A 20,777-nucleotide genomic window follows, 5' to 3' on the forward strand; every position below is an offset into this window, starting at 1 on the left:
TTAATTATATTCCTAATATTACACTACAGGTAACAAAAGTTTAAATATATGTAACAAAAAAACAAGAGCTGGAATCTTGTTGCTAAAACAAGCTCCAGCTCTCATACATAAATATATCAGTATTTTATTCTCTAATAATACCAAGTTTTGATTCCTCTACAAACTTAACTATATGTTCTATTTCCTCGCTTGAAGGAACCTGATCCTTTATCATAAGAAGAGAATCAAATATACTAGCATTACTCTGATAAATAATTCTGTAAGCATGACCAATATGCTTGATAATCTTTTCATCAAATCCTTCGTGCTGCAATACATAAGCATTGACACCATAATATGATGTTGGCTCTTTTGCCGCAACTATATAAGGAGGAATGTCCTGACGGAAACGGCATCCTGTCTGAATCATTGACCAGCAACCTACTCGACATCCCTGACTCATCAGCACATTACCGCAGAAGATAACATAGTCCTCAAGTACACAATTTCCGGATAATTTACTGCCATAGCCAATAACACAATTATTACCTACAACAGTATCATGCGAAACATGTACTCCTTCATGAATAAAATTATTATTACCTATTTGAGTTTTACCTTCTGCAAAGGTTGCTCTATTGATAACAACATTCTCACGTATGACATTATTGTCTCCGATGCAAAGCAAAGTGTCATCACCTTTGTATCTGAAATCCTGAGGTTCTGCTCCCAGCACCGCATGCTGAAAAACCCTGTTGTTTTTCCCCAAACGTGTACCACTCAAAACGCTGGCATAAGGCATAATCTCACAATTATCTCCAATTTCAACGTTTTTATCGATATAGGCAAAAGGATGAACTTTTACATTCTCCCCAATTTTTGCGCTAGAATCAACATAAGCTAATGGACTAATCATAACATTATTATTTTAAAGGTTATTCTCTGCCACCACCTAATGCGCTATACAGGTTTATTACAGCCTGCATTCGCTGTATGTTGTCAGAAACTTCTGTTAATTGAGCACTTAACAAACTCTGTTGAGCTGTCAAAATCTCAAGATAGCTTGCGCTTCCGCTCTGGAAAAGGTCTTTTGTATATACAGCAGCTTTTTCCAACTGTTCAATCTGAGCTTTGTCCTCAACAAGTTTTTTATTAGTAGCATCATAAAGATGAAGAGCATCACTCACTTCTTTGCCAGCTTCAAGAATAGTTTGCTGATAATTCATCTTAGCAATTTCCTCTTCAGCTTTTGATACTTTCAAATTGGCAATAAGTTTACCGTTATTGAAAATTGGTTGTGCCAAAGAAGCTAAAGCTTGGAACATAAACTGACCAGGATTTGAAACAGTAATTCCTGAACCATTTGTCCAACCGGCTGTTGCAGTAATATTAAGTCCCGGATAAAATGCAGCTCTAGCCTTATTTGTAGTATAGTAAGCACTTGCCAAGGTCATTTCAGCAACCTTAACATCCGGACGATTTTCAAGGAGTTGCAAAGGAACACCTGTTGTCAAATCTTCAGGCATAACCTGTTCTTCCAATGTGCCTCTTTCAATTCTCTGAGGAGCTTTTGCCAACAATACAGACAATGAATTCTCAACTTCACGCACCTGTCTGTTGAGCTCAATCAAAGAAGCTGAAACCTGATGATAAACAGCGCGGATCTGAGCTACAGCTGCTTCAGTTGTCATTCCTGCTATTTTCATAGCTTCCATTGCGCGTACATTCTCCTTATAGATATCAACTGTTTTAGAAGTTATATCAACCTGCTTGTCAAGCATCAACAGCGTAAAATAAGTATTTGCTATACCGCAGATCAATTGTGAACGAACCGCCTGCTGCGCATATTTACTCTGCAAATAGGCTGCTTTCTGACCTCTGCTGGCATTCAACAGCTTACCAAACAAGTCAACTTCCCACGAAGCCGCAGCCGGCAATGTGTAAGCTTTAGCATAATCAGAGTTTCCAATTGTTGTAAGTGAACCCTGAGGAGCAAGATTTATTGACGGCAAGAAAGATAAACGAGCTGATGTAAGCAGCACTTTTGCTTCTTCAACACGCAGCACTGCCGCCTGCATATCAACATTATTTGCCAAACCTTCTTCAATCAGCGACTGAAGAATAGGATCGCGGAACACTTCTTTCCAAGGCAGACTACCAATATTTGCCGTATCAGAAACAGCCAAGGTATCAGTTTGAGATATAGGATCTCTGTAAATACCATCGGCTGTAATATCTTCCGGACGGTCATATGCTTTGTAGATATGGCAACTACTCAAAAGAGCAGTTGCACATACCATATAAATTATACTTCTTTTTTTCATCCTAATCATTCTTTAGTGTGAGCATATTGTTCTATTTCCGTATTCATATCGCTATTATCCAAATCTGTCCATTCTATCGGTTTAATCTTTTCCTGGAGATACTGGAATATAACAAACAATACCGGAACAATAAATATCTGGAATATCATACCTATCAACATACCACCAATAGAAGAAGCACCCAAAGTTCTATTACCATGAGCACCAGCTCCTGTAGCAATCAGCAAAGGTATCAAACCAACAATCATTGCCAAAGATGTCATAAGGATAGGACGTAAACGAGCTGCAGCACCAAGAACTGCTGCCCATGTAATACTCATACCCATTCTACGACGGTCAAGGGCAAACTCAACGATAAGAATAGCATTCTTAGCCAAAAGACCCATCAACATAATCAAGGCAATCTGCATATAGATATCGTTAGACATTGAACCCAATATCATCTTTAATGCTGGGATGCTTCCTAAAGCTCCCATACCGTTAACAAACAAGAAGCTACCAAGCAAACCAAAAGGTATTGATAACAATACAGACAGCGGCAAAATATAACTTTCATACTGTGCACTCAACAACAAATAAACGAAGACAAAACACAATACAAAGATAATAGCTGTTGAACTACCACTAGTCTGAGCTTCCTCACGTGCCATACCACCAAGTTCGTAACCAAAACCGGCTGGCAAATTCTCTTTCGCTACCTCAGATATAGCCTGCAAAGCCTGTCCTGATGTATAACCTGAAGCTGGAGCAACCATCACCTTAATTGAAGTGTAAAGGTTAAAACGACTGATAACATCAGGTCCGTAAACTTTAGTCAAAGAAACGAACTGAGTAATAGGAGCCATTTCGCCCTGGCTATTTCTTACCTTAATAGATTTAAGTGTCTCCATATTCTTCGTAGCATCCGGTTCTGCCTGAATCATTACACGATACATTTTACCGAAGCTATTAAAGTTTGAAGCATACAAACCACCGTAATAACCTTGCATAGTAGACAATATATCACTTGGACTGATTCCTGCTTTCTTACAAGCAGCTGCATCTATATCAAGCATATACTGAGGGAAACTTGGGTTAAATGTTGTTTGAGCACGACCAATTTCCGGACGACGCATCAAAGCATCCATATATTCATGAACGATTTCATTAAATCTATTCAAATCACCACCGGTTTTATCCTGCATATTCAACTCAATATCACTTGAAGCTGAATAACCCGGAATCATTGGAGGAGCAAAGAACAATACCTGTGCATCCTTTACAACTTTTTGAGAACGCATAAACAATGTTCCAACAACAACATCTGAATTCTGCATTAATGAACGTTCTTCCCAGTCTTTCAATTTAATAATGAATGAACCATAAGAAGGACCTTGGCCACCAATGAAACTAAAACCAGAAACTAATGTTCTAGACTGTACTGCTGGTTCAGCAGCTACAAGGCTATCAACACGCTGAAGTATTTCCAAAGCTCTTTCCTGTGATGTTCCAGGAGGCAATGTAACAGCACCCATAATTGTTCCGGTATCTTCATTTGGAACCATTCCTGTCGGTGTTCGCTGCATAAATACAACAAGCAATACTATTGAAGCTATAACAATACCGATAGAAAGCACTTTCTTCTGGATAAAGAATACGATTCTTTTCTTATAACTTGCCAACAAAGTATCATAAGCAGCATTAAATGATGTATGGAAACGAGAAATAAAAGATTTCTTCTTTCCTTCTTCATGTTCATCATGTGGTTTAAGGAAGATAGCACACAATGCTGGAGACAATGTCAAAGCGTTCAATGCAGAGAATCCGATTGAGATAGCCATTGTCAAACCAAACTGACGGTAGAATGTACCGGCCGTACCACCCATGAAACTTACAGGAATAAACACGGACATCATTACAAGTGTAATTGAAACGATAGCACCACCCAATTCACTCATGGCGTCAATTGAAGCCTGTTTAACTGACTTATATCCTTGGTCAAGCTTAGCATGCACACCTTCGACGACGACTATGGCATCATCCACAACAATCGCAATCGCCAACACCATAGCAGACAAAGTCAACAAGTTCAAGCTGAATCCCATCAGCTTCAACATAAAGAACGTACCAATCAATGCAACCGGAATTGCAATTGCCGGAATCAATGTTGAACGCATATCCTGCAAGAAGATATACACCACAATAAATACAAGAATAAACGCCTCTATCAAAGTCTTAACAACCTCATGTATTGAAGCAAACAAGAAGTCATTAGCATTCTGTGCAATATTTATAGCCAAACCTTCCGGCAAAGACTTTTCTGCATTTGCCAAAACTACTTCCAAATCAGAAATTGTTTCGGTTGCGTTAGTTCCAGCCATCTGATAAACGATACAAGATACAGCCTTATGACCGTTTACTCTATTGATAAATGAATAAGTAAGACGGCCAAGTTCCAATTCAGCTACATCTGTCAATCTTAACAAATTACCATCAGGAAGAGCTTTGATTACAATGTTTTCAAATTCGCTAGGTTTCTGCAAACGTCCTTTATACTTAATTGTATATTGGAAAGTTTGATTACCTCTCTCACCAAATTGACCAGGAGCAGCTTCGATATTCTGTTCAGCCAGAACACCAGCAATATCACTTGGAACGAGATTATACTGTGCCATGATATCTGGTTTAAGCCAAATACGCATAGAATAGTCAGTACCAAGCACATTCGCATCACCCACACCTTTTACACGTTTGATTTCCGGGATAAGGTTAATGTTTGCATAGTTTTCAATAAATTCTGAAGAATACTGGTCTGTTTCATCATATATTGAAAACACCATCAACATTGAGTTCTGTCTTTTCTGAGTTGTAACACCGACTTTTGTTACCTCTGCAGGCAAAAGACCTTGCGCCATTGAAACACGGTTCTGAACATTGACAGCAGCCATATCAGGGTCAGTTCCCTGGTTGAAGTAAACGTTAATATCAGCAGAACCTGTGTTCGTTGCAGAAGATGAAATATACATCATGTTTTCCACACCGTTAATCTGGTCTTCCAAAGGAGCGATAACAGAATTAAGTACGGCAGTGGCATTTGCTCCAGTATATGTTGCCCTCACGGAAACAGTAGGAGGAGCAATATCCGGATATTGAGTAATTGGCAAAGTGGCCAAACCAATTATACCCAAGATGACTATCAAAATTGAAATAACGGTTGATAGCACCGGACGGTTAATAAATCTATCTAGTTTCATTCTCTAAAATCCTTTCAATTATATAAAACGATATTGTTTAATTAACTAAAGGCAGTTGCAATATTACCTTCACGCTGGTCTTTCAAAGCTTTCTGATATTTAGCTTCCTTTTGTTCAGGAGTTATAGGAGTAATCTTCTGACCATTATGCAATGTCTGCACCCCTTCAATAACTATTTTATCATTAGGGTTCAAACCTTTAGTAACAATATATTTTTCTCCATCATTCAAATCAGAGATATTAATTTCTGTGTACTTCAAAGTGCTATCAGGCTGAAGAACAAACACGAATTTCTTATCCTGAATTTCAACTGTAGCAGACTGAGGGATAAGAATAATATTATCTATTGTGTATGGGAAAATAACATTTGCCATACCACCACTTCTCAATATATTTGAAGAGTTAGAGAAAATAGCACGCATACTTACAGAACCTGTAGCCTGATCAATAACACCACTAACAGCATCTATTTTTCCTTTTTCGGCATACATTGTTCCATCAGAAAGTTGAAGTTGCACTTCCGGCATCTTTTCCAATTGTTCTTTCAAAGTACCACCAGCTCTGGTCAATCCTAAAAGTTCCTTTTCTGTCATTGAGAAATACACATACATATTCTTGATTTCTGAGACAGTTGTCAACGGTTCAGCAACAGAAGGACTAACCAAACTACCTACACGGTAAGGGAAAGTACCGATAACGCCATCAGAAGGACTAGTTACAGTACAAAAATCCAGATTCTGCTTAGCACTTGTCAAAGCGGCCTTTGCCTGAGCCAAGTTTGCTTCTGCAGATAATAAGTTATTCACTGCTGTCTGATATTCAAAATCACTAATGATTTTCTTCTCATGCAGCATTTTCTTGTTCTGCTCTGTCAAACTTAACGTATTTACATTAGCTTCTGCTGTCTTAACAGAGGCTTTTGCCTGACGATAAGCTGCAGCATACTGCGTTTCGTCAATCTTAAACAAAGCTTGACCTTTACGAACTGTAGCACCCTCATCTACACACAACTTCACAATAAAACCTGAAACCTGAGGACGGATTTCAATATCCTGCGTACCTTTTATTGTTGCCGGATAAGAAGTCGTTTGATTACTTGATGTTGATAAAACCGGCATAACCGCAAATTCATCATCACCTAACTTCATTCCACTTTGTCCACCTCCACATGCGGTTAGTAATGATACACTCACTGCACATAAGGCTCCTCGCCTCAATTGGGCAATCGCAAATTTCAATATTTGTTTATCCATATATAAAAAATTAATATATTCAACCTTTGTCTTTTTTCTTTATGCCTATTTCAAAAACGCTTGTCTGTTTTCCTGCGACAAACGAAAACATATATTATATTACCTATTTCTAATCACTAGTTAAATTAAATCTCTGCTGCAAAGCAAAACATATGTTTAACGCCTGATTGGGTATAAATACTAAAATGTTATGCAAAATTACAACATTAAGCATTGATGTATCTTTATTTCAATTTATTTTTAACCTTAATTGAGAAGATTCATTTAAATACACCCTTTTTATAATCAAATCATAACAGAACATTAGTCAAAATCTCTAATATTTTCGACGATTTTAAACCTGAAAAAAACTATTAAAAACTGTGTAATCAAGCATATCATTTATATTTTTCCTAACTTTGCATATCATGAATTCTAAAATAACAAAAACAGCAAGCATTTATATTTTCATTTCGGCAAGCTTGGCTTTAATGTTACAAGCTTGTATGCCTTCTCATATCAAAAATGATAACGAGAATCAAAAATTCGTCACTCCTAATGCCGAATTTCCGAAATCAAATATTCCTCTGCCCAGCATTTCTGATTTGACTACTTTTATTCCTGAAAGTTTACTGGACACTATACAATCTCCAAGAAAAAGCATAAGTGAATCTTTTTCTGCACGCGACATTAACCATGTTTCTGTTAAAGACCCACAAAGATTTGCGGATGGCAATACTGAAATAATTGATCTTTCAGCCATTCAACCTGGAGATTATGCATTTCCTCTCCCAGGAGCAAAAACGATATCACCATACGGAGGAAGAAGAAGACATCACTCAGGTTATGACATTAAAACAAAAGCTAACGACACAATTGTTGCGGCTTTCGACGGAATTGTCAGAATGTCCAAGCCTTATTCTGCTTATGGAAATGTTATCGTCATCAGACATTATAACGGATTGGAAACTGTTTATAGTCATAACTCGAAAAATATGGTTAAACCTGGAGACAAAGTAAAAGCTGGCGAGCCAATAGCTTTGACAGGAAGAACAGGAAGAGCAACCACAGAACACCTACATTTTGAGGTAAGATTCAATGGAATTCATTTTAATCCTAATTATGTATTCAATTTCAGGACACATAAACTAAGACATAATTATCTAATATGTAAACAAAAAGGAAGCCACATTTCAGTAAGTCCTATAAAAGTAAAAAATGCCTTACTGTCTCCTGATGTAGCAAAGGAAGTTTCAAATAAGCACAAATAACATTACTATTACAAAAAGAATTCACCAATAAAATAGTCAATATCCACAATATTATAAATTATATTTTCTGTCTATATACATTATTATATATACAAAAAAATAAGATGGCATGTTTAAATTGATAACTCAATCATTTATACATGCCATCTTATTTTTTAAGAAACTTTCTTTTAACAGAATGTTTCCAGTTTTATTTTATAAGTAAATCTTTCGATTAAAACTGATTCGAATAAATTATTCAGCTTTAGGAGTTTCTTCAGTTGTTGTTGCAGGAGCAGCTTCAGAATTTTCAGCTGGTGCTGCAGACTGCTGAGCTGTACCAAAATCAGGAGCAACAGCGTTAGGATCAATAGTAACAGCTTCATTTACCTGTTTTCTGATTTCAGATTGATTTCCATTTTCTTCGCGAGGAATAAATGCAGTAATTACAATACTTAATACAATAACTGAACCAGCCAAAGTCCATGTTGCTTTTTCCAAAAAGTCTGTAGTTTTACGCACACCCATAATCTGGTTTGAAGAAGAAAAACCGGAAGCCAATCCTCCTCCTTTTGAATTCTGAATCAACACGATCAATATCAAAAGAATTGATGCAATCAGAATTAAGATAGAAATAAATACGTACATTTTTGCTTTATTTTTTAGTGTTAATAATCAATTTTTCCAAAAACCTAATTTGGTCTGCAAAGTAAACATTTTTTTCCGGATATTTCAAGCTTAAGTTTTTAATAATTTGCAAAGCTTTATCATATCTTTTCTGTTTAACATAAATTCTTGCCAATGTTTCTGTAAAATATGAGTTCTCCGGCTGTTTTGGCAAAGGTAATTCTGTATTATCTGTTTTTTCCTCAGATTTGTTATTCTTGAGCGATTTAGGAGCAATCAGTCTGCGCTCTCCTCCTTCAATAAAGGAATCAATAAGATTCTGATGCTTTAACTGCACATTCTGTTCCGGCTGTACAGAATCTGATTCTTCTGGTTTCTCTGTTTCTGAAGAAGAAGACGATGACCAGTTAAAATAATCACTTGACGCAACAGAAGAGCCTATCAAAGTATTAACCAAAGAACTTTCACTTTCTTCCTGAATACCGGAATTCTGAAGAAAAGCATCTATCAATGTAAAAGAGTTGTTATCATCAGCAGTAGTTTCATCTCCTTCAGATATTGATAATTCACTGACTAAATCCTCAATCAGGACAAACAGCTTTTTCCTGTCAGGCAACACGGAAGATAATTGCTGTAGTTTACTCAGGAAATCCGGAGATTTATCTATCGACAACTTTTTCAGAAGCAGAATATTTGCCGCATGAAAATACGGATATTTATCCACCACGTCAGATATTTCCTCTAATGAAGCATCTGCAAGACGTGAAGGCTCCTGTATATATCGGTAGAAATCATCACTCAACATAATTACCAATTTGCTACTGTTGCATTATAAATCTGATCCGCAATTTCCTTAATCATCTCAGCACATAGAGCATCCTGCACATCCTGCAACATCTGTGTGTTAGAAAATTCACGATATGCCGAAAATGTCTGCTCAAAATCTTCATCCGGATTAGTTCTGTTGGAATATCTTACCTTAACAGTGATTGTTAGTTTTGACTGCGAAGCAAAAGCGTTCTCCTTGACTGCGAGCTGAGTCAAGTCATAACCTGTGATTTCTCCTTCCAAATCCAAATCTCCGTTATCACGGACCATATTCAACCTCGTCTGTCTGATATAAATATCTTTCAGTCCTTCAGTGAATTGCTGTGACAATGGAGGATAAACAAGAGGAGCCTGATTTGGAAAATCCTTTATAGATATAGTCTTTACCTTGGTATAGTCAATAGATGCACCATTAAATTTATAAGATATGGTACAAGCAGACAGAATAAATGCAATAAGCAAATATGGATATATTCTTTTCAAACTCATTCTTATTCCAAATTGTATTCTTTAATTTTACGATATAAAGTCCTTTCGGAAATCTTCAAGTCAGCAGCTGCATTCTTTCTGCGTCCATTATGACGTTCAAGAGCTTTTTTTATCATATCCTTTTCTACATCCTCAAGAGACATTGTATCATTTTCTTCGACAGTCTCAGCTTCCTGTATCTGAGTTTCTGCAACAGCAGACATTGGAGAAACATTTGTTACTGTCTGTATAGGATGAGCAGGATACGGATGAGAATCTGTATTAACCGGTTGCATCTGAATATTTCCACTCATTATATCATGAACCAGCTTCTTCAAATCATTGACATCCTTTTTCATGTCAAACAAAACCTGATATAATATTTCACGCTCGGAATTGAACACTTTCTGCTCATTGTCCTTATTGCTGACAACAACAGGGAATTTGTCAATTCCTGCACCAGGAATATATTGCTCCAAAATAGCAGCTGTTATATTACGGCTTTCTTCAATCACAGAAAGTCGCTCTGTAATATTTTTCAATTCACGCACATTTCCAGGCCAACGATAAGACAACAACATCTGTCGAGCGTCATCTTCCAGATGAATTGCCGGCATATGATATTTTTCTGCGCAATCAGCCGCAAATTTTCTGAATAGCAGGATAATATCTTCGTTTCTGTCTCGCAATGGAGGAACTTTCACTGGAACAGTATTCAATCTGTAATAAAGGTCCTCTCTGAATTTACCTTCAGAAACAGCCTTTTCCAAATTTACATTTGTAGCAGCGACAATTCTTACATTTGTTTTCTGAACTTTTGAAGAACCTACTTTTATAAACTCACCTGTTTCAAGAACACGCAAAAGACGAGCCTGGGTTGGCAGAGGCAACTCTCCTGCTTCGTCCAAGAATATTGTTCCGCCGTCGGCAACTTCAAAATAGCCTTTTCTATCAGCAAGCGCACCGGTAAAAGAACCCTTTTCGTGTCCGAACAGTTCTGAATCTATTGTTCCTTCAGGAATAGCACCACAGTTCACAGCAATATATTGACCATGCTTTCTGGCACTGTTCTGATGTATTATCTGAGGAAATATTTCTTTACCCACTCCGCTCTCACCGGTAATCAAGACTGACAAATCAGTCGAAGCAACCTGCAGAGCAATATCAATTGCCCTGTTCAAGGCGGGGCAATTGCCAATCACGCCAAAGCGTTGTTTAACCTGTTGTATATCAGTTCTCATTGGATAATATCAAATTAATAAGTTACTTAAACTTGAAATGTTTTAAATAAAACCACATACATCACTTGTTTGATGAATATGTTCTATTATACAAGAAGTCAGCCAATTTCTCATCATCTGGAATATTCTTTATATCTTCAGGCGAAACCGGCTTACCAATATATACATCCACTGTTCGGCCTCTTTTGTTAAAAGCCTCAGCAGGAACCCTCAATGTTCTTATTTTCCAACTTAAGACACCCAGAATGTAAAAGAAATTTGAATTGCGAAAATCAAAATAAACCGGATAGACCGGAACATTAGCTTTCCTTATCAATCTAATCACACTGCGCGCCCAAGTCAAATCACGAATTTTCTTCGCTTTAAAGTTGTAAAAGGACATGGCTCCGGCAGGGAAAAATCCCATCGGATGTCCTTCTTTCAAGCGCTGCAACGACAAACGGACACCATTGATATTAGCCGGATTACCATTTGCACCATCCCTTTTGGTATCTGGTCTTACAGCAATGAAATTATCCTCCATTGCTCCAATCTTATTCAAGATTCCATTAACCATAACCTTGAAATCAGGACGGCGCGAAGCCATAATATCTATTAATATTATTCCGTCCAACGAACCGATAGGATGATTCGACACAGTGATAAAAGCTCCTTCAGGAAGACTATTAAGTACTTCCTCGTTATGAATCTTATATTTCACATCAATCAATTCATCCTTCAGCAATGCAGTCGTAAAGTCTGCCCCTCGTAAATGACAACTATTCTTATGAGCTTTATTTACTTTATCTATAGACAGCCATTTAATCAGATATTTACCCAAAAATGTTCCTATTTTACTTCTGAAAAAAGGAAGCATTTCCTGCAAATCTTGAATATCTATAACTGTTTCTTTCATATATATTTATTGCTTAATAAATGAAGCACAAATCTGTTCGTGTTTTTTCATACAGAAAAACAGAACTGCATTCAACACCAATATCTCATACAAATAATACAGGTAAACTTCTCCGCTCAGGACAATTACAAACATTATTATAGTACGACCGTTGAATGTCATCAAATCAATATACTTCATCAAAGCCTTGCTTTTCTTTCTAAATTCTATCCTGATATTTTCAGGTATGTCATCACCATACAATGAATGCATCTGTTTCAACATATTCTGTAATGTAGGTGTTACTTTTACCTGCAACAAAGAATACCAGCGATACAAAAAGTAGAAGAATTTAGCCACCCCATATTTAAGCTGCTTATGCTGGGCCTCAATTTGCTCTATTGACTGAAACTCTGCGCCTTTGTCCTTGCTAATGAAATAAAGGTGTAATGTTTTGTAATAATCTGTAATATTTGCCTGAAACAAATGAGACATTCCCGACATAACAGCCAAAGCAAAGAACCAATAACAGCCAGTCTGTTCTGAAAGTCGCAAAGCAAAACCTATGTAAATGCTGGCAAACCAAATATCACCAGCAAAACCATCGAGTATTCTTCCTATCTTTGATTTTATACCTGTCAAACGAGCCAACTGACCATCTACACAGTCCAGAATATTAGCCATAATCAGGAATAAAATACCTATTATATTATATACAATATCAGTCTTGTAAAAGAAAAATCCGGCCGCCGCTCCTACAAAAATAGAAATAACAGTAATCATATTCGGAGTAACTCCGGTATTTCGCAAAGCCTTCGCTATACGGAAACCTATTGGACGATAAAAAATTCTATCAACAAAATTTTCAGTTTCTATGGACTTCAGCGAAGCCTCATATTCTTTATTCAGCTCTCCCATTTTTATTATTTATAAGAATACCCTCCATCTATTACAACAATTTCCCCGTTGAAATAGTTGTTTTCAATCAACATTTTATACACTTCTGCTACTTCCGCCGGTTCACAGAATCTTTCCAGCGAAACTTTTCGCTCAATATTACGGCGAATTTCTGCCGGTTTTGTCTTTTGCCATTCAGTATCAACAAATCCCGGAGCAACAGCGTTTACTCTCAAACTATATGGAGCAAGGAACTTAACCAAGTTTTTCACAAGAGAATGCACAGCACTCTTTGTCACTCCATAAGCCAATGAAACAGAATGCGGTTCTATTCCCATCAACGAACCAGTGAAAACAACAGAACCACCTTTAGAAATTCTGTTAACTATGCGCTGAAGCAAAAATACAGGGAAATGCACATTTGCATAGAACACTTTGTTCCACGACTCAAAAGATATAGATTCAAAAGAGTCACGGCAAGTCAACCCTGCATTAAACACTATTGAATCCAGGATAATAGATTCTTTTTCCAGATATCCGTCTATGAGGTCGATAGTTTTATCGTCTGTGATATCAGCTTGCAATAATCTGACATTAGAATCAGAACCAGCTTCAATTTCCTTTTTACTGGACTCTGCAGCAGAATAATCCGAAGCATAAGTCAGGATAAGGTCATAACCAGCCTTTGCCAAACATAAAGCAACAGCCTTGCCTATACCCTTTGTACCTCCGGTAATTAACACCAACTTTTTCATCTCTATTTTTTATCTTTCGCCAAAGCCCTTCACTGAATCCGGCTTTGATTGTCTTTGAGACTGTAAATTCTTTTCATATGAATCATGTATGGTTTTCTTCAGATTTGAAGAAGAGACTCCGGTTCCATAAGGGAAATAGAAAACCTGAACTCCCAAATCCTTAAGATAATCGTATTTTCCATACCAGTCATCACCTACGACAAATGCATCAATATTTAGTTTCTTGACTATTTCTGAATGGTCCAATGTGTGCTGAGGGATAACGATATCCGGTGTCTTCAATGCCTCAATAATTTGCAAACGTTCGTTGAAAGGTATTATTGGTTTAGGCTTATATGAAGATACCAATTCATCTGTACTTACACCCACAATAAGTATATCAGCCAAACTTCTGGCATAGTTTATCATTCGTAAATGATTGTAATGGAACATATCAAATGTTCCTGACGTATAAACGATTGTTTTATTCTTAAACATAGCTTTATTTGTCTGTTTTCAAAAATGCAAACTTACACAAACTTTTCCGTACTAAAAAATTTCACTTCCATAATTCATTTGAGATATAACTTTTAGCACAATTATTCATAAATTCTGACCATTCAATCTAACAATAATGTGGCGCCGGTTTTATACTAGATATAACCTCAAAGGCAACGAAGCAAATTCAAAAATATCTGATATAAGTTCAAAACTAAGCCTTAGTTTTTATAATCTCAGTCTTAGTTTTTACAAACTGAAGCTTAGTTTCTGAAAACTAAGTCTTAGTTGCAAGAAAATATGTTTCCCTATCAGAATAAAATTCTTTTTATTTGAAAAAGGCAAAACCTGTTTAGAGAATCAACAATAGCTAAAAAACAACTAACATGTTTATGTTTGGAGCATACATATTATATATAAAACAGACGTAGTTTTTAGATGGAATTTCTTAAATTTGCCATCACAAAAATTGAAAAAACAGAGATGCTGATAAAAAAATCGAAAAAGAAGATTTGCCTGTTTGCACTTATAGGCACAGTTTCCATGTGTTTACTACTGCCATCGTGCAAGGAAAAACGTGGAGAATTGAAGAAAATATGGTATAACGGAAGTTACAACAGAGACTTCAATGACTTGAACGATGTGCAGCTTAAGGCAGCAAAAGAACTGGGAATTGAGCCAGTGTCCAACAGAGAAGAAGCACTACATGCTTCAAAAGATATGGTTGAAATCAAGACAAACGACTACTATGAAGTTGAAGAACTGACACATTCCATACCTTTTCTTGTTCCGGAAGCTGCGGATTTGCTGGAAGATATAGGAAAGAATTTCCAAGATACTTTAATTAACAGAAACGCTTCACTTTACAAAATCAAAGTTACAAGCGTAACACGCACTGTTGATGATGTCAAGAAACTAAGGAAAAGAAATTCAAACTCGTCCAAAAACTCCACACACCAATATGGAACTACGTTAGACATCTCGTGGGTAAGATATACAAAAGTGGATGAAAAAGACACATTGAACATAGATAAAGACAGGCTGAAGATGGTGTTGGCAATGGTTTTGCGAGATTTGAAGCGTGATGAGCGCTGCTATGTAAAACACGAACGACGACAAGGCTGCTTCCATATCACTGTAAGAAAATAAATTACAGACTCAAATTCCAAAGTCACGGATTTCAGCAGGAAATAAAAACTTACTCTTATAAAGTCAAGTTGGATGTTTTAAAATAAATCTGTGTAACTTTGCAGTTAACGAGTTAACAAGAAAACAGGTTGACAAGAATCCTCAGATAATCAAATGCTACTTGACAGGTATTCAACCTTGTCAACTTGTCTCTGAAGCCTCGTCAACTTTTAATACGAGCAACTTTCGGAACTTAACTAAATTAAATTATGGCGAAGAAATCAGTAAGCGCTAAGCGCGATGAAAATAAGGTTAGTAAAATAGGATTGTTGAAATCTTTTTTCACCGGGGAAAGAACGAATTTTATTGTAGGACTGCTCTTGTGCATATTTTCGTTGTATGTGGGGCTTAGCCTTATATCTTTTCTTTTTACGGGAGGAGCCGACCAGAGTAAGATAGAGAATGTTCCGTTCTGGCCAGATTTGGCTCTCAACAAAGGTGCTGTTGAGAACTGGACAGGTTCGCTCGGAGCGTATATTTCAGATATTCTGATGAACCGTTGGTTTGGAATATCAACTTTATTTATGGTATATTTTGTCGCGTCGGTCGGTGCTAGACTGATGAGACTGCGCCGTATACCTTTGCTGAAGCGTTTCCTTTTCTGTGCTTCTTCAATGATTTGCGGTTCTATTCTTCTTGCCTTTCTATTCGTAAAAGGATATGAAGATACATTCCTTTATTTGGGAGGACGACATGGTTATGTGATTTCCGAATTTATGATTACAAATCTTGGAGTTCCAGGAACATTACTGATATTATTAGGTATTGTTGCTATCATAGCTGTTTGCTCAAGCAAAAGAGTTATACCTGCTTTGCAGAATCTTTTGTCATTCGGATGGTTGCCTAAATTCAGAAAGAAAAAAGCAGAGTCAGTTCCTGCTGCAGAAAATAATGACGAATCACAGAATATTTTTGACACTCAGAAAGAAATAGAAGAAGCTGAAGAAATAAGCAAGAAGAAAACAGAAACTGAAGAGTTGCAGAATGATTCTAAACCTGTCATCCAAACAGTTTCTGAGGAACCTGTATCAGAAGACATTATCCCTGAAGAAACATATAACAAAGAGGATACAGAAGAGAATATTCCTGAAGAGAATATAGAAAGTGTTGAAGCTGATACAGAACAAAAGGAAGAAAATACAGAAAAACAGGCATCAATTATTGATGACCCGACTTTCAATGTCGAGATAATGAAGGAAGAAGAAACAGACTACGAAGGAAAAGAATTGGGTGATTATGACCCACGTCTGGACTTATCAAGATATGTATTTCCGACAATCGATTTATTGCGAGACTACGATACTTCAAACTGCCAGGTCAGCCAGGAGGATTTGTATGCAAACCAGCAACTTATCAAGCAGGCTTTGGAAGATTTCAGTATCAGTATTGCTTCTATCAAGACTAGCGTAGGACCAACTATAACACTTTATGAAATTGTTCCCGCAGCAGGTGTTCGTATCTCAAAAATCAAGACATTGGAAGATGACATTGCCTTGAGTTTGTCTGCTCTTCAAATTCGAATCATTGCCCCTATGCCGGGTAAAGGAACAATCGGTATTGAAGTGCCTAACAGAAATCCTCAGACGGTTTCCATGCAGTCTGTAATTGCTTCACGCAAATTCCAGGAATGCAAATACGACCTTCCTGTTGCAATTGGTAAAACTATTACTAATGAGGTGTTTATGTTTGACCTTTGCAAGACTCCTCACCTGCTTGTTGCCGGTGCTACCGGTCAGGGTAAATCTGTTGGTTTGAATGCGATAATCACTTCGTTGTTATACAAGAAGCATCCTGCAGAACTTAAGTTCGTGATGGTGGATCCTAAGATGGTTGAGTTCAGCATTTATTCTAAGATTGAGCGCCATTATCTTGCCAAACTTCCTAATTCGGACAATCCGATTGTTACGGAGCCGGCAGATGCTGTCGCAACTTTGAACTCTCTTGTTGTCGAGATGGAAAACCGTTACAAACTTCTTGTAAGTGCCAACTCAAGAAATATCAAGGAATATAACGCTAAATTCATTAGCCGTAATCTGAATCCGGAAAAGGGACACCGTTTCTTGCCTTACATAGTTGCTATCGTGGACGAGTTCGCCGACTTGATTGTTACGGCAGGACGAGAAATAGAAATTCCTATTTCGAGAATTGCGGCAAAAGCCAGAGCCGTCGGTATTCACATGATTCTTGCCACTCAACGCCCTGATGCAAAAGTTATTACTGGTACGATTAAGAGTAACTTCCCGAGCCGAATAGCCTTCAAGGTTGCGTCAATGATCGACTCTCGAACAATTCTTGATGCTCCTGGTGCAAACAGACTTATCGGACGCGGTGATATGCTTATTGTCGTTGCCGGAAGTGACACAGTACGTGTTCAGTGTGCGTTTGTTGATACTCCTGAAGTTGAGACTTTGGTTGATTATATCGGTGGTCAGGTTGGTTTCCCAACTGCATATCTTCTACCGGAATATGTTGCAGAAAATGACGGAGCGAAAGCTGTTGGAGGAGCAGTTGATTTATCAGACCGCGACGTGTTGTTTGACGATGCTGCCCGTTTGATTGTTATTCAGCAGCAAGGTTCAACATCTCTTATCCAGCGTAAATTCTCCATTGGATACAGCCGTGCCGGCAGACTTATGGACCAGCTTGAGGCAGCAGGTATTGTAGGTCCTTTTGAAGGAAGCAAGGCTCGTCAGGTGCTTGTACCGGATGAATATACGTTAGATCAGATATTGGAAGGTCTGAAGAGAAACTAAGGGAGATTTCCCCTAAATATTTATTTGTAGAATAAAAAACAAGAACAAATGAATTTATTCAAATTGTCATCACAGTTGCGTCTGGCATTTTCAGTGCTTTTATGCTTTGTCAGTATTCAAGCATTTTCACAAGATGCAACTTCAATTCTGAAAAAGTCCGCCGAAGCATATGAGGCTTCAAATGGAGTGAAAATAAATTTTACGCTGAGAGCATATTCAGAAAAATCTAAATCCGGCGAAAGTTTTGATGGTGTAATAGATATGAAGAACGAAAAATTCAAATCTCAAACACCTGACATGATAACTTGGTATGACGGAAAGACTCAGTGGACTTATATGGACAGAACGGAAGAAGTGAACGTAACTGAACCGGACGGAGCAGAACTTCAGTTCACTAATCCTATTGTTTTCATAAATTCATACGAAAAAGGATTCAAGGCTAGTCTGAAGGGAACTAGCACAACAAGACAAGGAAAAAGCGCTTACGATATTGAGCTTACACCGAAGAAAAAAGGTGATATAACTAAGGTAACAATTCAGATTGAAAAGAATACCGGTAATCTTGCCTCAATTGATATTGAAGCAAAAAACGGACTACGCAATACAATTGTTATTTCTAAATGGCAAACAAACATGAACCAGCCGGATAATTTCTTTGTTTTTAATGAAGAAGATTATCCTGACGCTGAAGTTGTGGATTTAAGATAATTTCGAAAAGTAATTTCTTTGAACAAAATAAAATACGATAACATTTTTAATCAGTCAAATAATATGAGCGAAACAGCAAACGAAAAGGTAAGATGCCTGATTATAGGTTCAGGACCTGCAGGCTTTACAGCAGCAATATATGCGTCAAGAGCAAACTTGTCTCCGGTTTTATATGAAGGTATTCAACCAGGCGGACAGCTTACAACAACTACTGAAGTAGAGAATTTCCCTGGCTATCCGGAAGGAGTTACAGGTGTTGAGCTGATGGAAGACTTGAAGAAACAAGCACAGAGATTTGGAGCAGATATACGTTCAGGTATAGCAACTGCAACTGATTTGTCTGCTGCTCCATATAAAGTTACAATTGATGGCGAAAAAGTTATTGAAGCTGATTCAATCATCATTTCAACAGGTGCAACTGCAAAATATCTTGGTTTGGAGGATGAAGTGAAATATGCAGGTATGGGAGTTTCAGCTTGTGCTACTTGCGACGGATTCTTCTATCGTAAAAAGACAGTTGCTGTTGTCGGTGGCGGCGACACAGCTTGTGAAGAGGCTTTATATTTGTCAGGATTGGCAAAGCAGGTTTATCTGATTGTCCGCAAGAATTATTTAAGAGCATCAAAAGTTATGCAGGAAAGAGTGTTCAACACTCCAAATATCACAGTTTTGTTTGAACATAACACTGTTGGTTTGTTTGGTGAAAACGGTGTTGAAGGCGCTCACCTTGTGAAACGCAAAGGCGAAGCTGACGAAGAAATGGTTGATATTGCAATTGACGGTTTCTTCCTTGCAATCGGACACAAGCCAAACTCTGACATTTTCAAACCATGGATTGAAACTGATGAAGTTGGATATATCAAAACAATTGACGGAACTCCAAAGACTAAAGTTCCGGGAGTTTTTGCGGCAGGTGATGTTGCTGATCCACATTATCGTCAGGCTATCACAGCTGCAGCAAGCGGATGTAAAGCTGCAATTGAAGCTGAAAGATATTTATCCAATTTATAAACAACTGATTTTTACCAATTGCTCAACTTTTAAGTTGACAAGGTTTCAGAGACAAGTTGACAAGATAAATAAAACTCCTTGTCAACTTGTTTTCTGAATAAATAACCATATTTTCTCCGTATTATTATGAATAAGAATAATTTATTAAAAGTGAACAAATGTCTGATGGCATTTGTCCTTATATTATTCAGTCTGGCAACAGTCAAGGCACAGAATAAAACAGAAGTTATCGCACACAGAGGATATTGGCAGACAGAAGGTTCATCACAAAACTCTCTGACCTCATTCAGGAAAGCAGCTGAAGCAGGCGTTTATGGTTCAGAATTTGATGTACATCTTACTGCAGACAATGTTCTTGTTGTTTATCACGACAACAAAATTGATGGACGAGAAATTCAGAAATGTAACTATAAGGATTTAACTAAGATACGATTATTCAACGGAGAGAAACTTCCAACTTTGGAAAAATATCTGAAGAAAGCAAAAAAACAGGATAATATAGAACTGATATTCGAATTAAAATCACACGAATCAGCAAAACGTGATGATGAAGCTGCAAAACTCTCAGTCGAAATGGTTGAGAAAATGGGACTTGCAGACAGAACAACATATATTGCTTTCAGCAAATATGCAGCAGAATCTTTAAGAAAATATGCCCCGAATGCAGAAGTATATTATCTTAACGGAGACTTGAACCCAGAACAACTTAAAGAAATGAAAATGTCCGGATTTGACTATCACTATAAAGTTGTCCAAAAAAATCCAGAATGGATTAAGGAAGCACATAATTTAGGAATGAAAGTCAATGTATGGACTGTCAATGACTCTGACACTATGAAAGAAATGGTGAATCTTGGTGTTGATTATATCACAACAGATCATCCTGAAACAGCTGTCAAAGTTATTAATTCATATTCCAAATGATTTATAAC

General features: G+C 37.3%; 18 protein-coding genes. 6 read left to right on the forward strand and 12 right to left on the reverse strand.

The genetic code is table 11. From position 1 onward, the window contains the following. Positions 1–124: 124 nt before the first annotated feature. Genes lpxA through ACYIAR_RS04480 form a run of 4 tightly spaced genes read right to left on the reverse strand, consistent with a single transcriptional unit; the run spans position 125 to position 6,789 of the window. Positions 125–895: an acyl-ACP--UDP-N-acetylglucosamine O-acyltransferase gene (gene lpxA, locus ACYIAR_RS04465; protein ID WP_480332326.1), complete on the reverse strand. Its 771-nt coding sequence runs from the start codon at positions 893–895 to the stop codon at positions 125–127. 19 nt (positions 896–914) lie between these two features. Beyond that, on the reverse strand, positions 915–2,303 hold the full coding sequence (locus tag ACYIAR_RS04470) for an efflux transporter outer membrane subunit (protein WP_480332328.1): 1,389 nt from the start codon (positions 2,301–2,303) through the stop codon (positions 915–917). 5 nt (positions 2,304–2,308) lie between these two features. Next, the gene (locus ACYIAR_RS04475; protein ID WP_480332330.1) at positions 2,309–5,536 is read right to left on the reverse strand and encodes an efflux RND transporter permease subunit; all 3,228 of its coding nucleotides are present in this window, start codon (positions 5,534–5,536) and stop codon (positions 2,309–2,311) included. Between the two features lie 41 nt (positions 5,537–5,577). Then, on the reverse strand, positions 5,578–6,789 hold the full coding sequence (locus ACYIAR_RS04480; RefSeq protein WP_480332332.1) for an efflux RND transporter periplasmic adaptor subunit: 1,212 nt from the start codon (positions 6,787–6,789) through the stop codon (positions 5,578–5,580). A gap of 407 nt (positions 6,790–7,196) precedes the next feature. Here ACYIAR_RS04480 and ACYIAR_RS04485 point away from each other — a divergent pair, with 407 nt between their 5' ends. Then, complete coding sequence (locus ACYIAR_RS04485) at positions 7,197–8,039, forward strand: M23 family metallopeptidase (RefSeq protein WP_480332334.1); 843 nt, start codon at positions 7,197–7,199, stop codon at positions 8,037–8,039. Between the two features lie 234 nt (positions 8,040–8,273). Here the strand turns inward: ACYIAR_RS04485 and secG are convergent, their stop codons facing one another. From secG to ACYIAR_RS04525, 8 genes are all read right to left on the reverse strand, one after another. Beyond that, positions 8,274–8,666 carry a preprotein translocase subunit SecG gene (secG, locus tag ACYIAR_RS04490; RefSeq protein ID WP_480332336.1) on the reverse strand — a complete coding sequence of 131 codons (393 nt, stop codon included), beginning with the start codon at positions 8,664–8,666 and terminating at the stop codon, positions 8,274–8,276. A 7-nt stretch (positions 8,667–8,673) separates the two neighbouring features. Then, positions 8,674–9,450 (reverse strand): hypothetical protein, encoded by a 777-nt coding sequence (locus tag ACYIAR_RS04495; RefSeq protein WP_480332338.1) that lies wholly within the window; start codon positions 9,448–9,450, stop codon positions 8,674–8,676. 2 nt (positions 9,451–9,452) lie between these two features. After that, positions 9,453–9,962 (reverse strand): LptE family protein, encoded by a 510-nt coding sequence (locus tag ACYIAR_RS04500; protein ID WP_480332340.1) that lies wholly within the window; start codon positions 9,960–9,962, stop codon positions 9,453–9,455. A 2-nt stretch (positions 9,963–9,964) separates the two neighbouring features. Beyond that, positions 9,965–11,182 carry a sigma-54 interaction domain-containing protein gene (locus ACYIAR_RS04505; protein ID WP_480332342.1) on the reverse strand — a complete coding sequence of 406 codons (1,218 nt, stop codon included), beginning with the start codon at positions 11,180–11,182 and terminating at the stop codon, positions 9,965–9,967. A 61-nt stretch (positions 11,183–11,243) separates the two neighbouring features. Further along, a complete protein-coding gene (locus ACYIAR_RS04510) occupies positions 11,244–12,077 on the reverse strand; it encodes a lysophospholipid acyltransferase family protein (RefSeq protein ID WP_480332344.1) in 834 nt (277 codons plus the stop codon). Positions 12,078–12,083: 6 nt separating this feature from the next. Then, the gene (locus ACYIAR_RS04515; RefSeq protein ID WP_480332346.1) at positions 12,084–12,974 is read right to left on the reverse strand and encodes a CDP-alcohol phosphatidyltransferase family protein; all 891 of its coding nucleotides are present in this window, start codon (positions 12,972–12,974) and stop codon (positions 12,084–12,086) included. A gap of 5 nt (positions 12,975–12,979) precedes the next feature. Beyond that, positions 12,980–13,708 carry an SDR family NAD(P)-dependent oxidoreductase gene (locus tag ACYIAR_RS04520; RefSeq protein WP_480332348.1) on the reverse strand — a complete coding sequence of 243 codons (729 nt, stop codon included), beginning with the start codon at positions 13,706–13,708 and terminating at the stop codon, positions 12,980–12,982. Positions 13,709–13,717: 9 nt separating this feature from the next. After that, entirely contained in the window at positions 13,718–14,185 is a 468-nt protein-coding gene (locus ACYIAR_RS04525) for an FAD synthase family protein (protein ID WP_480332349.1), read from the reverse strand. A 543-nt stretch (positions 14,186–14,728) separates the two neighbouring features. On the opposite strand from ACYIAR_RS04525, the gene ACYIAR_RS04530 reads away from it, so the two are divergent. The 5 genes from ACYIAR_RS04530 (at position 14,729) to ACYIAR_RS04550 (ending at position 20,769) form a co-directional block, all read left to right on the forward strand. Next, the gene (locus ACYIAR_RS04530; RefSeq protein ID WP_480332351.1) at positions 14,729–15,334 is read left to right on the forward strand and encodes a DUF5715 family protein; all 606 of its coding nucleotides are present in this window, start codon (positions 14,729–14,731) and stop codon (positions 15,332–15,334) included. A 248-nt stretch (positions 15,335–15,582) separates the two neighbouring features. Beyond that, positions 15,583–18,126 carry a DNA translocase FtsK gene (locus ACYIAR_RS04535; protein WP_480332353.1) on the forward strand — a complete coding sequence of 848 codons (2,544 nt, stop codon included), beginning with the start codon at positions 15,583–15,585 and terminating at the stop codon, positions 18,124–18,126. A 48-nt stretch (positions 18,127–18,174) separates the two neighbouring features. Then, positions 18,175–18,834 (forward strand): outer membrane lipoprotein periplasmic chaperone LolA1, encoded by a 660-nt coding sequence (gene lolA1 / locus ACYIAR_RS04540; RefSeq protein WP_480332355.1) that lies wholly within the window; start codon positions 18,175–18,177, stop codon positions 18,832–18,834. Between the two features lie 63 nt (positions 18,835–18,897). Further along, entirely contained in the window at positions 18,898–19,845 is a 948-nt protein-coding gene (trxB, locus tag ACYIAR_RS04545; RefSeq protein ID WP_480332357.1) for a thioredoxin-disulfide reductase, read from the forward strand. 126 nt (positions 19,846–19,971) lie between these two features. After that, the gene (locus tag ACYIAR_RS04550; RefSeq protein ID WP_480332359.1) at positions 19,972–20,769 is read left to right on the forward strand and encodes a glycerophosphodiester phosphodiesterase; all 798 of its coding nucleotides are present in this window, start codon (positions 19,972–19,974) and stop codon (positions 20,767–20,769) included. Positions 20,770–20,777 lie beyond the last annotated feature (8 nt).

Source organism: Parabacteroides sp. KHUB-01 (genome assembly GCF_056640935.1).

Excerpts from the sequence above, each read along its gene's own strand:
- lpxA (WP_480332326.1), bottom strand. The coding sequence starts at position 895 with ATGATTAGTCCATTAGCTTATGTTGATTCTAGCGCAAAAATTGGGGAG.
- ACYIAR_RS04470 (WP_480332328.1), bottom strand. The coding sequence starts at position 2,303 with ATGAAAAAAAGAAGTATAATTTATATGGTATGTGCAACTGCTCTTTTG.
- ACYIAR_RS04475 (WP_480332330.1), bottom strand. The coding sequence starts at position 5,536 with ATGAAACTAGATAGATTTATTAACCGTCCGGTGCTATCAACCGTTATT.
- ACYIAR_RS04480 (WP_480332332.1), bottom strand. The coding sequence starts at position 6,789 with ATGGATAAACAAATATTGAAATTTGCGATTGCCCAATTGAGGCGAGGA.
- ACYIAR_RS04485 (WP_480332334.1), top strand. The coding sequence starts at position 7,197 with ATGAATTCTAAAATAACAAAAACAGCAAGCATTTATATTTTCATTTCG.
- secG (WP_480332336.1), bottom strand. The coding sequence starts at position 8,666 with ATGTACGTATTTATTTCTATCTTAATTCTGATTGCATCAATTCTTTTG.
- ACYIAR_RS04495 (WP_480332338.1), bottom strand. The coding sequence starts at position 9,450 with ATGTTGAGTGATGATTTCTACCGATATATACAGGAGCCTTCACGTCTT.
- ACYIAR_RS04500 (WP_480332340.1), bottom strand. The coding sequence starts at position 9,962 with ATGAGTTTGAAAAGAATATATCCATATTTGCTTATTGCATTTATTCTG.
- ACYIAR_RS04505 (WP_480332342.1), bottom strand. The coding sequence starts at position 11,182 with ATGAGAACTGATATACAACAGGTTAAACAACGCTTTGGCGTGATTGGC.
- ACYIAR_RS04510 (WP_480332344.1), bottom strand. The coding sequence starts at position 12,077 with ATGAAAGAAACAGTTATAGATATTCAAGATTTGCAGGAAATGCTTCCT.
- ACYIAR_RS04515 (WP_480332346.1), bottom strand. The coding sequence starts at position 12,974 with ATGGGAGAGCTGAATAAAGAATATGAGGCTTCGCTGAAGTCCATAGAA.
- ACYIAR_RS04520 (WP_480332348.1), bottom strand. The coding sequence starts at position 13,708 with ATGAAAAAGTTGGTGTTAATTACCGGAGGTACAAAGGGTATAGGCAAG.
- ACYIAR_RS04525 (WP_480332349.1), bottom strand. The coding sequence starts at position 14,185 with ATGTTTAAGAATAAAACAATCGTTTATACGTCAGGAACATTTGATATG.
- ACYIAR_RS04530 (WP_480332351.1), top strand. The coding sequence starts at position 14,729 with ATGTGTTTACTACTGCCATCGTGCAAGGAAAAACGTGGAGAATTGAAG.
- ACYIAR_RS04535 (WP_480332353.1), top strand. The coding sequence starts at position 15,583 with ATGGCGAAGAAATCAGTAAGCGCTAAGCGCGATGAAAATAAGGTTAGT.
- lolA1 (WP_480332355.1), top strand. The coding sequence starts at position 18,175 with ATGAATTTATTCAAATTGTCATCACAGTTGCGTCTGGCATTTTCAGTG.
- trxB (WP_480332357.1), top strand. The coding sequence starts at position 18,898 with ATGAGCGAAACAGCAAACGAAAAGGTAAGATGCCTGATTATAGGTTCA.
- ACYIAR_RS04550 (WP_480332359.1), top strand. The coding sequence starts at position 19,972 with ATGAATAAGAATAATTTATTAAAAGTGAACAAATGTCTGATGGCATTT.